The organism is Catenovulum agarivorans YM01, assembly GCF_000281085.1.
Classification (GTDB): domain Bacteria; phylum Pseudomonadota; class Gammaproteobacteria; order Enterobacterales; family Alteromonadaceae; genus Catenovulum; species Catenovulum agarivorans.
In genome coordinates, this window is record NZ_JH767524.1 from 61,106 (window position 1) to 73,215 (window position 12,110).

General features: G+C 40.1%; 8 protein-coding genes. 3 read left to right on the top strand and 5 right to left on the bottom strand.

The window, feature by feature from the left end:
* Positions 1-23 precede the first annotated feature (23 nt).
* On the top strand, positions 24-2,171 hold the full coding sequence (locus WSC_RS0106470; protein WP_016955104.1) for a methyl-accepting chemotaxis protein: 2,148 nt from the start codon (positions 24-26) through the stop codon (positions 2,169-2,171).
* A 59-nt stretch (positions 2,172-2,230) separates the two neighbouring features.
* On the opposite strand, the gene WSC_RS0106475 is transcribed toward WSC_RS0106470, so the two are convergent.
* Positions 2,231-3,355 carry a hypothetical protein gene (locus WSC_RS0106475; RefSeq protein ID WP_016955105.1) on the bottom strand — a complete coding sequence of 375 codons (1,125 nt, stop codon included), beginning with the start codon at positions 3,353-3,355 and terminating at the stop codon, positions 2,231-2,233.
* Positions 3,356-3,616: 261 nt separating this feature from the next.
* On the opposite strand from WSC_RS0106475, the gene WSC_RS0106480 reads away from it, so the two are divergent.
* Both WSC_RS0106480 and WSC_RS0106485 read left to right on the top strand, forming a co-directional pair.
* Entirely contained in the window at positions 3,617-3,910 is a 294-nt protein-coding gene (locus tag WSC_RS0106480; protein ID WP_016955106.1) for a hypothetical protein, read from the top strand.
* Between the two features lie 5 nt (positions 3,911-3,915).
* Complete coding sequence (locus tag WSC_RS0106485) at positions 3,916-4,305, top strand: hypothetical protein (RefSeq protein WP_016955107.1); 390 nt, start codon at positions 3,916-3,918, stop codon at positions 4,303-4,305.
* A gap of 76 nt (positions 4,306-4,381) precedes the next feature.
* On the opposite strand, the gene WSC_RS0106490 is transcribed toward WSC_RS0106485, so the two are convergent.
* The 4 genes from WSC_RS0106490 to WSC_RS0106505 all read right to left on the bottom strand — a co-directional run bounded on the left by WSC_RS0106490 (position 4,382) and on the right by WSC_RS0106505 (position 12,106).
* Entirely contained in the window at positions 4,382-6,478 is a 2,097-nt protein-coding gene (locus WSC_RS0106490) for an alpha-amylase family glycosyl hydrolase (RefSeq protein WP_016955108.1), read from the bottom strand.
* Positions 6,479-6,632: 154 nt separating this feature from the next.
* On the bottom strand, positions 6,633-7,667 hold the full coding sequence (gene pyrC, locus WSC_RS0106495; RefSeq protein ID WP_016955109.1) for a dihydroorotase: 1,035 nt from the start codon (positions 7,665-7,667) through the stop codon (positions 6,633-6,635).
* A gap of 68 nt (positions 7,668-7,735) precedes the next feature.
* Entirely contained in the window at positions 7,736-10,885 is a 3,150-nt protein-coding gene (locus WSC_RS0106500; RefSeq protein WP_016955110.1) for an efflux RND transporter permease subunit, read from the bottom strand.
* 12 nt (positions 10,886-10,897) lie between these two features.
* A complete protein-coding gene (locus WSC_RS0106505; RefSeq protein WP_040394059.1) occupies positions 10,898-12,106 on the bottom strand; it encodes an efflux RND transporter periplasmic adaptor subunit in 1,209 nt (402 codons plus the stop codon).
* Positions 12,107-12,110 lie beyond the last annotated feature (4 nt).

A 12,110-nucleotide genomic window follows, 5' to 3' on the forward strand; every position in this document is an offset into this window, starting at 1 on the left:
GACCTTCATGCTAGAGGTAGAACATGAACCTAAAAAGTACCACCATGCACTTAACTGCCAAAGAAAAAAGCTGGTTACCCTGGTTTGGTAGCAATGGAAAATTTAGCTTAGGATATTCATGCTTAGTCAACCGCAGTACTTATCATGCAGTTGAACAGACCTTTGAAGGCATAGCGTCAACGCGGGTCAAAATATTACAACTGTGGACACATAATCAGTGGGATCATCTTAACTCGCTAGCAAATCTACTGGACTTTCAATCACTAGCAAATAACCAATCGTTATTGGTGAAAAAACTCAGTGCCGCCCCCGACTTTTCTGAAATTTTCATTGTAGATACTCATGGCGAGATTGTCTGTTCAACATACAGCCAAAGAGTGGGTCATAAACACACTCAACACAAAGCTTTATTTAAAGGCTTAGAACAAAAATTTTTGCATGGGCCGTATCAAGATACAGACACGCTCAAAATTGGTCCATCTAGCTCTAAGTTTCACGACGAAGTGACCTTGATGTTTTATTTGCCAGTACAAATAAATCAAGATGAAAAAATTGTTGTTTGCGGCCGTGTTCCAAACGATGTAATAGGAGATCTGATTCAACGTGAAGCAGGACATATTTACCGTGAGTCAGGTGACAACTATTTGTTTATGGTTAATTCGGTATTTGATCCAAGCATACCAGCTGGTGTTGCCTTATCACGTTCGCGTTTTGAAGACAGCACCTTTAGCCATGGCGAAAACCTAAAATCAGGTATTGATACAGGTTATGGCATAGTTCAAGTTCGCCAACATACCGAATTTGAAATTCACTTTACCGACCCGGCAACCGGACAATTACACCCAGGAGTGCGTGAAACCATCCGCAATGGTGAAAACCTCTACGTGCAATACCCAGGTTACAGTGATTACCGTCATATCCCAGTTATTGGTAAAGGGGTCACTTTCCAACTTGAAGGCTCGCCAGATACTTGGGGCATGATGTGTGAAGGTGATTTAGAAGAAGTGTATCGCCGCCGTTCAATCAATTTAAGTTTGATGAAAATTTATTTAGCACTCGTAACTTGTTTGGTTGGTCTCAATGCTGGTTTAAGTAATTTCACGGCCCTACCAACATGGGCAATTACTGGTGCAACAGGACTCGCTGCGTTAATTTCTTGTTTTGTATTTGCTCAATTAGGTACAAACAGAGTCTCCAACCGTCTGAATGAAATGACTCAAGTGATTCGAACCATAGCAGAAGGTGAAGGTAACTTAACCCAAAGGTTAGATCCAAGCCGGATAAAACAAGACGAAACAGGTGATCTCAGCCGCTGGATTAACAGTTTTATTGATAACTTAGATGGTATTGTCGGCCAAGTAATCAATGCGTCTATGAATGTAAAAGAAACCAACGAAAACATGCTGCAACGTAATGAAGAAGCTCATAACAGCTCTTACCAAGTGCATGAGTCGATGCAACATATGCAAAGCCTGATAGAAAAACAGCGTGAAGTTATTTTGCAAGCATCTGATACTGCAGAAAACATGAAACTAACTATGGCTAAAGTGGTCGAAAAAGCCAAAACTGACTATCAAGATGCGCGTTCAGGCACACAAGCCATTAGAGACATAGTCGAAACCACAGCATCAAGCGTACAGTCAATTGACGCGCGCATGGATGAAATAGGTAACATTATTAATGTGATTACCGAAATTACCAATCAAACCAATTTGTTAGCACTTAACGCTGCAATTGAAGCAGCCCGTGCTGGTGAACATGGGCGAGGTTTCTCTGTCGTTGCCGATGAAGTTAGAGGATTAGCCGCTAGAACAGCTGAAGCTGCACAAGATATTCAAAGCATGATCCATGGCTTGCAGCATCAAACTAAAGAAGCTGTCACTTTTATGGAATCAGGTGTTAAAGATGTTGATCAGAGTTTACGCTTAACTGAAGCCGCCTCAAGCGAAAATCAAGAGCTACATCACATAGTTGAACGTATGTTCGAAACCATCAATGTAATTGAACAAAACAGCGCACGCAATGGACAAACCGCCCAAACAGTGACAGAGGTTACACACAATATGGCAAAATCTATTGCCGAGCTGGCGGCTAGTTCAAATTTGGTTGACACCACTGCAAATAAACTCCAACAACTCGTTGGCATGTTTGAAGTTAGCACCCGACGTTAACCAGTCAACCGACTCCCAAAAAGCAACAGTCAGACGTTGTAGCGCAAGGATGCGCGCCTTTATAATTGATAACGCAATCGACTATATAAACTAGAAGAATCTGCATAATAATCCCACTGTGCGCCGACATCATTTCCTTTAAATAAGTTAACGCCAAACTCCCACACCCAGTACTGCGAAAAAGTTAGGTTATAATGTGCCATCAACATGCTGGACATTTGTTCAGTTGAAAATAAATTCGTCAGCGCGAGCGTTTGTTTATGATCAAAGTTGTATTGATATTCCACTCCCATCCAGTTGGATCGGTTATCTTTCAGCCATTGTAAACGCAGAAAATGTTTTGACGCATTGGCGAAAAATTCAGGAGCAAAAACAATTAAATATTTGTTTTGATCGCTAGCCTGTGCAACTGCAGTATGGCCGATTTCAACGCCAACCTCACCTACAGAAATATGTGTGGTTACACTCACACCAAAGTGTTTCAGCTTATTGTGTTTAAAATTTCCATCACTAAATTGTGGCTGCTTCTGATATCCCAGATGATAAAACAACGCCCAAGTTACCCCTGTTGATTGTTGGCTTAATCTCAACATGTGTTCAGATTTATCAACCGCCTCTGCAGCTAATTGCACACTCTGTTGCTCTGTTACTTTGATACGCCCTTCATCGGCATATGTATTCGCAGCAAAAAATTTCGCCCAAACCCAGTCGAATTGAAGCTCAGTACCTAATATATTGAACGCTGTAACTTGAGCACCATCGTTCACATCATCTATATCACCTTTGTCTCGACCTATAGCTGGTGACTGCCAATCTTTGGCAAAAAGATCGTTAACGTAAAAGTATTGGCCGAGCCCCCAGTTTAGTGTTTGTCGCCCTAGAGTGACCGCAATTTGTTCGTTTTCAAAACGCACGAACAACTCACACCAATCCGGGGTTGTCTCATCGAATATGCGATCAACAAATATCTCGGCACAAATACTGGCAGAAAAGTGTTCGCTTGAATACTCAGTTGCATATTCAGCACGAAACTCTTTGAGTAAACTAGCATCGCTTGCATGAGCAATTTCGGCGTAACCAGAAGTTGTCATATTGTGCTGTGCCGCACAAGGAAAAATACCTAAACAAATATTGACAAACACCAATGCAAAACGAGAACAATTTTCATTTTTAATCAATGACATAGCCTACTCTCTCAAAAATTGAGCATACAATTCATTAAAATGCAAAATTTGTCATTACGCCAGAAAAAAATAAAGTAAATCAGATTTTTATTAAAGCCTAGGCTTGCCCTGATAAGTTACATAAGATACCTTATGTTATTCGATGAAAGTCAATGTATTGGTAACAGAATATTTACTAAAAACTTGGCGCAGTTTTCAATCTCAAACTAAACTTAGTGACAGATAAAGATTAATTCCGACAGATGGAAGGGAGTAAAACTCTTGTTTGAAGCCAGCAATGTTACTTATTCAGTAAACAACAGTACAATAACTTTACGTGATGATAAAAAAGAGCTTTTATTAGTAACTCCACCTCAGTATAAGAACATTCACGTAACTCGGTACAGTGTAGAACTATCTGATATGCAGCCAGACAAACGCCCACATGTAAAAAACGTATTTTTACATGAAGTATTCAAGCGTGACAAAACCTTCTTTTTTGTCAAAGTTGGTGATACCGAATATCAAGTGGACTTGAAGTATCAAGAAAACCCAATTACAGCAATGAAATTCTAAATATCATGGATTGGTTAGTCGACAATAAGTTTTACCTTAATATTTTATTTTTGCTGCTAGCAATTATCAGTTTTGTGCTGATATTGCGTCCTATACTGTTTTGGTATTTTGGACAAAATAAAGTTTTAGATCAGGTTAAGAGCCTACAACAACAAATTGATCAGCAAAATCAAGCAATCGAAAAATTGTTAAACAAGGTTGAGAAAGCTCAGTCAAATAAGCAAGCTAAGGCTTTACCCGCCCCTAACCAACAGCTTGAAGCTAAGCCAGCTGCCGTGAGCAGTAATGTGGTGAATATCACTAAAGATAACTCAGCGGACAACCATAAAGAGATTTCAACTAACAAAAATAGTAAAAGTCACTTTGAACGCAAAGAGCCTACGATAAAACTCTAAGTAACTTTAAGTAAAAAAATCACCCGTGCTAAAACAAAAAAACCGCCTATTCGGCGGTTTTTTGTTTTATTTTAAATTAGCGTTTCAATACAAATTCTTTTGTTTGCACATCACCATTTAAGTTATCTATGGTGACACGGACTTTACCGCTCAAACCATCTTTAATATCAGCAGCCAAGACTTTAGCTCGATAAGTCGGGGTAAAGTCAGTTGCGGCTAATTGGTATTCACCTTGATGATTAACAAATTCGGTTGTTACCTTGTATAAACTAGGTTGCTGTTCAACACCAAGCAAATCATATTCAATATTAATAAAGTCTGGTGAACGTTTGTCTATTTCGGCAACCATTAATTTAACATCGCTAGCAACCACAGGTTTAACTTTGTCGGTTGCTTTGTAAATAACAAAACCAAGTGCAGGTACATTAACTGTCACTGAACCTGATTGCGCTTTAAGCGGCTGTTTGGCACCATAAATTGCTTGATACTGTTTGCTGCTTGCATCCAAAACCACTTTTTGACTTGAACTTGCAGAGTTAAACACCAATAAATATTCCAACTGTTCAGTTTCTTCAATTCTGGAAAAAGCATAAATGCCTGGCTCTTCATCTGCATGACGATTCAAATGAATACCTTTTCTAAGCGCAGCATGGCTTTTATAGATATCAGCAAATTCAGCGAGTTTTTGATAAATCGGATGCGTTTTATCAAAGTTGTCATCTGCTGTGGTTTTATCTGTACCCAATAAATTGTTGTCGTTATAACTTGCGGTTACCGAGGGCATCATATCTTCACGTGCTGCTTGGTCATTGCCATCACCGGTAAAACCTTGTTCATCACCATAATAGACAACCGGAATACCACGGGCAAAATACATAAAGGCGTGAGTTAAAATACTGCGCTGTGTTTTTTCAGCTTCGCTCGAATCTGGGAAGTTATTATTTAAGAATAAACCGATACGCCCCATGTCATGGTTAGCGATAAAGGTTAATAACTGATCAGGTGAGCTGTCGGCATCATTGTAATAGTCATCATCATCAAACAAGTTTTGTAACTTCTGTGGACTTTCAGTGTTAGCAAATACTGCATCCGCATTGCCTTGTAAACCAAAATCTAGGATAGCTGGCATTTTACCTATAGTAGTAAAACGACTGAGGAAAGCTGGGTCTCCATCATATACTTCGCCAAATACGTGGAAATTAGGTATGCCTTGATCTTTAGCGTGCTGCATAATGGCTGGTGAAAATTTTTGCCAGAACGACATATCTACGTGTTTTACCGTATCAATTCTAAAGCCGTCCGGCTTAAAGTTGGTGATAATATCTTTATAGATATCAATAAAGCCATCAACCACTTCTGGCATACGTGTATTTAAATCGTCTAAGCCAACAAAATCGCCATTAATTGCGCTTTCACCGTGCCACTCACTGTCGCCTTGGTTGTTATAGTATTTAGGATCGTTTAACCAAGCTGGAACTTTGAGGTTTTCTTCACCTTCAACAATAAATGGTGTGTACTTGTCACCTTTAGCCAGCTGCTCCATGTATTTATATTTACACGAATAGCTTTGGGTATCTCTGTGGCTACCATCAGGGTGATGACATTCTTTGTACTTAATCACATCTGCTGTATGGTTAGTGATGATGTCAAAAAATACTTTCATCCCTTTGCTATGCGCTGTATCAATTAAGTCTTTTAAGTCATCATTACTACCAAAATGTGGATCAAGTTGGGTGAAATCAACAACCCAATAACCGTGATAACCCGCACTTGGGCCTTGCATCGCGCGGTTGCGCAAAATCGGCGTTAACCAAATTGCGGTAATGCCCATATCTTGCAGGTAATCTAAACGATTTTTTAAACCTTGTAAGTCGCCGCCATGGAAATAACCTTTATGCGTTGGATCAAAACCACCACGTGAAATTGCGTCAGTTTCCGAGCCTTGGTCATTACTTGGGTCGCCATTTTCAAATCTGTCTGGTAATACAAAGTAGAAAATGTCGTCACGTACATCTCGATTTAAATAATCTTGGTAAATATCTTGTTGGTTAGATTTCGCCGCTTGAGTGGCCACAGTGTTACTTTGTGTTTGTTTTGTATCGTTGCAGCCAATTATCGATAGAGCTGATAACGCCAATACAACGGCAGTGCAGATAGGAGTATGTTTAAACATAGGTGAAAGTCCTAATTTTGAGGCTAATTTCGCTTGTTACTCAAATGTTATAGAACTTTTTCAAAATTTGACAACTACATACGTATGCAGCTTAGAAGATTTTTATTGGAGCTAATGCCGAGGTGTAAACCTCAGCATTAAACTTCAATCCAGCTTAAGCTTTTAACTTCCAGTTAATGGTTTGTCCACCAAAGAAAGGTACGATTGGATTACCGTTTGGCAAAATAATCTGTTCAGGGATAGTCCACTCTTCTTTAACTAAAGTAATGCTACCTTGATTACGTGGTAAACCATAAAAGTCAGCGCCGTGGTGACTAGCAAAACCTTCTAACTTATCTAGCGCATCTAGCTCGTCAAAGACTTGTGCATACAGTTCAATTGCACTCCAAGCACTATAACAACCGGCACAGCCACAAGCAGATTCTTTTTTGTGTTTTTCGTGTGGCGCAGAGTCTGTGCCTAAAAAGAATTTGTTTGAACCAGTTTTAACCGCCGCACGCAAAGCTTGTTGATGGGTATTACGTTTTAGCACAGGCAAACAATAGTTATGAGGTTTGACTCCACCGACTAATAAATCGTTGCGATTTAACATTAAATGTTGTGGGGTAATTGTCGCCGCTAAGTTTTCGCCACCAGCCATAACAAAATCAGCGGCATCTTTAGTGGTAATGTGTTCAAAAACCACTTTAAGCTGTGGAAACTTCTGAGTGATTTTTGTCATGTGCTCGTCAATAAAAGCTTTTTCACGATCAAAAATATCTATTTCGTGACGTGTCACTTCACCATGAATAAGTAACAATAAACCCACGTCAGCCATAGCTTCAAACACTGGGTACATAGCTTCCATCGCTGAAACAGCCGCGTCAGAATTAGTTGTTGCTCCTGCTGGGTACAATTTACATGCGGTAACCCCAGCAGCTTTAGCTTGTTTAATTTGCTCAACTGTTGTGTCATTGGTTAAAAACAAGGTCATTAACGGCTGAAAATCACTACCTTGTGGGCGTGCGGCTAAAATACGTTGTTTGTATTCCATAGCCATTTCAGCTGTAGTTACAGGTGGAACTAGGTTAGGCATAACAATGGCGCGCTTAAAACAACGCGCCGTCGCTGGAACTGTTTCTGGCAACATATCGCCATCACGAAAATGTAAATGCCAATCGTCAGGCGTTTGAATAGTTAACTGGGTCATAAATATCGCTCATTTTCAATTTGCGGCTATTATGCCTTAACTATCTACAGAAGTTTAGCGGCAAAAGCTCAACAATGTGAAGTACTATTGCCAAACAGAAAGTTAATAATGATCGTCCAGCACCGTTTTACCAATACCTTGATATCTTCCAAAGCTATATAAAGGCAAGGAATCATGATCAAAGTAATAAATGTAGCAAACAGTACACCAAAAGCTAATGAAACAGCCATAGGTATTACTATCTTAGCTTGTAAACTGGTTTCAGAAATTATCGGGATTAAACCAATAAAAGTGGTTAATGAAGTTAACATTATCGCTCTAAAACGGCGACCACCTGATTCAATGACCGCCTGTTTAATTGACAATCCTCGTTGCCGCGCTTTATTGACAAAGTCGACCATCACCAGTGAGTCATTTATCACCACGCCTGATGCAGCAATAATACCAAACACAGATTGGCTAGAGAGATCCATGCCCAATAGCATATGGCCAAACATAGCACCTATCACCCCAAACGGAATAACTGTCATAATGATTAAAGGTTGCAAATAAGATTTTAGTGGAATAGCCAACAAGGCATAAATCACTAACATAGATAAAATAAAGTTACGTGCTTGTTCATTTAAGCTATCCATTTGCTCTTTAATACTACCCGCCAACTCACTGCGTACTTTGGGGTATTTGCGCAACATTTCAGGCAAATAGCTACCACTTATGTCACCAGCAATTTTGTGCGCTTCGGCAACTTTAGTATCAACATTTGCCCAAACCACTAAGGTTCGACTACCGTTTTCACGGCGTATGGTATTCACCCCATCAACCACTTTAACATCCGCGAGTTGCGACAAAGGTACTTCGCCACCTTGTGGTGTTCTAATCAATACTTGGTATATTTGGCTGACTGCTTTGCGTTCATTTTTTGGATAACGCACCATAACGCGTATTTCGTCACCATTACGTAATATACGCTGTGCCTCTAAACCATATAAAGCAAAACTAACTTGTGAAGCGACATCAGATAAAGTTAAGCCGAGTGAATAAGCTAGCGGTTTGAGTTCAAATTGAATTTCATCGGTTGAAACTTCCCAACTATCGTTAATTTCACTCACCCCAGCAAGCGTTGCCAGTTTTTGTTTGAGCTCGTTGCCTGCAGCTCTAAGTGAATCACCATCGGCACTTAACAGACGGAAACTGATATCACCATCATTCATGCCACCACCGAACAGATCATCACGCACAGTGAGTGTTTTTAACCCCGGTATTTCTGGCATATTTTCGCGCCACATATTCGAAAAGGTGAATGGGTCAATAGGTCGAATGTCTGGATCAACTAACTTAACTTGTACATGTGCATTGGTACGACCACGTAAATCTACCAACAAGTTACCTATCATGCCTTGGCCGTTGTTATCGGCTTTAACCTGCTCGTCTAAGCGTCGCAACATAGACTCTACCGACAAAGCCGCTTTTAGCGTATCTGATTCAGCGGTCGCCGCATTCATTTCAATTTGTATAGTTGGAAAATCGTGCGGAATTTTTGGTGTGCCAACAAAACGTACTAAACCACCTTCTAATAAACCAACACTCATCATTAAGATTGCGATAAATACAGTTAACACAGCATATCTATAATAAACCGCGAATTGGATAAAAGGCCGATAATAATTTTCAACAAAACCTTTGATGCCTCTATCCACATAACCGCGGCAATAATCAAACGGATTATATTTATTGTGTGATTTAGGTTTCATCCCAGCTAAATGCGCAGGTAATATCAATTTTGATTCAACCAAGGAAAAGATTAAACACAGAATTACTACAAAACCAATTGCTTGCGAAAAAGCTGCACTTGGGCCGTCATCCATAACCATAGGCACAAACGCAGCAATTGTAGTTAATACACCAAAGGTGGCGGGTACAGCCACCCGCTGCGCGCCTCGAATTACATTATCTAGTGTTGAGCCTTTTTCTTCGGTTTCAGCTTGGATGCTTTCACCTATGACTATGGCGTCATCAACCACCACACCAAGTACTAAAATAAAACCAAACAAGCTGACCACATTGATGGTGACGTCAATTGACTCCATAGGCAAAAATAACAGTGCACCTAAAAAGCTAATGGGTAAACCCATCATCACCCAAAATGCCAGTTTTAATCTTAAGGTTAAACCTAAAATTAAAAACACCAATAAACCACCTGTCAGCATATTGGTTAACATCATATTTAACCGACCATCAAGGTAATAAGTTAAATCAACCCAAGGCTCTAATTGCACTGAAGGTGGCAAAGTTTGACGTTTATCATCTATATACTGGTTAACTATATTGGCAATGTCTGAGATGTTTTGATCAGGTGCTGCACCAACAAAAATAGTCACCGAATTGTCGCCATTAAACTTAGCATATTGAATGCCTTCAACAAAACCATCATTAACCGTGGCAACATCACCTAATTTAATTTGCGTACCATCCGCTAAATTGATCAGCGGCAATTGTTCAAATTCAAAACCTCGATAAGCTTGATTTTCAACCCTTACCGATACATAACCATTGTCGGTTTTAATTTGCCCAGCCGAACGATTTGCCGAGAAACTACGAATAGCATTCGACACATCAATAAACGACAGTCCATATTCACGCAGCTTGTCCTGACTAACTTCAACTGAGATTTCGTAATTCAAACCACTGTAATAGTCAGTGACATTCACTTGCGGCAGGTTACGAATTTCGTCATGAATGGTTCTGCCTAACTCTTTTAACTGCACGCTCGAAAGTGGCCCATATAAACTAATGTACATCACCTCTTGGCGAGGTTTAGCACGGCGAATAATTGGCCTTTCCATGCCATCGGGGAAACTTGAAATAGCATCAATTTGCAGTTTTACTTCGTCTAAAACTTGTTCGGCGTCGTAACTATCATCTACTTCAATGGCAAAATGCGAGTGGCCTCGATTCGAAAACGACATTACACGTTTAAGCCCTTGTACCGACTCCAACGCTTCTTCCATTTTAATAGTGATACCTTCACTGACTTCCTGTGGTGCCGCACCCGGATAAGAAGTGTCTATGTTGATCCAATTAATCTCAAACATAGGAAACATTTGTTTAGTAATGGTCAGTGAGGTTAATAAACCACCAACAATAATAAAAACCATCAATAAATTAGCCGCGACACTATTGCGCGCAAACCAACTGATTATGCCTTTTTTAGTATCCATTAATACTTGTCCTTATTTATCAGCTTGTTTGGCTAAGACAGTTTGTTCGTCAGCCTCTTCAGACAAGTTGGAAGGTGTGTCGTCTAAGTTAGTGGTTAACTTCATACCAGAAACAGGATAAGCAAGCGCTGAAACAATTACCTTATCGTCTTGTGCTAAACCTTGTTGAATAACGGCCAAGCCATCTTCCACCCGATAAACATCAACATGTCTAAACTCTAATTGATTGTTGCCATCCACTACAGCAATTTGGCCATCTTTAATCAAGTGGTATTCAACAACACTAGCTCGATCGAGTAATTCACCTGCAATTTTTGCCACCACATAGGTGCCAAATTCAATGCGTCCATGTTTTTTTCCAGCAGTCTGTAGTGCATAAGGATCTTCTATTTGTGCAACTAAATAATGCATACGGTTTAGTTTGTTTTTAATCCCTTCGCTGCCGACAATTCTCGCGTCAAAAACTTTCTTTTTGCCTTCAATTTCAGTTTCCAATTTTACCTTAGCACCAACACCTGCTTGAGGTAAAAACGCCAGTTGAGCTTCTGCAACAGGTAAACGTACTTCAGCAACACTCACTGCATAAATTTCACCGATTTGCCCTCCTTTGTTGGCATAACTGCCAGGGCTGACATGACGTGCCGAGACTATTGCATCATAAGGTGCAACTATGCGTGTGCGTTCTAAATCACGTTTTGCGCGTTGAATATGTGCTTTAGCAGCTTTAACTCGAGCGACTGCTTGAGCTAATTGAGGTTTGCGCAACGCAAGTTCTGAAGGTTCTAAATCTGAAATTTGTTGCCATTCTGCTTTTGCAACTTGCGCTTGGGCTTTTTCTTGCTCTAATTGTGCTTCAGCGGATGCTAGATTTGCTTCAGCTTCGGTTAATGCTGCTTGATAATCGCTTGGGTCTATTTGTGCGAGTAACTGCCCTTGTTTAACAAATCCACCTTTAACAAAAGCATCGGCTAATTCAGTAACAACACCGTCAACTTGAGCCACCAATACTGTGTGATATTTAGCTTCCACTTCGCCTTGAGAGCGCACATATACTTGATGCTGTTTTACTTGATTGAGTTGGACATCAACAAATGGTGTTTTATTTGTAGCAGGCTTCTCCTCTGGTGGCTTTTTCATGCTGGCAAAACCCATCATAGCAGCCGCACCAATCAGCAAAATAACAATAGGGAAAAGTACACGTTTGTTTAGAATTTGTTCCATATCA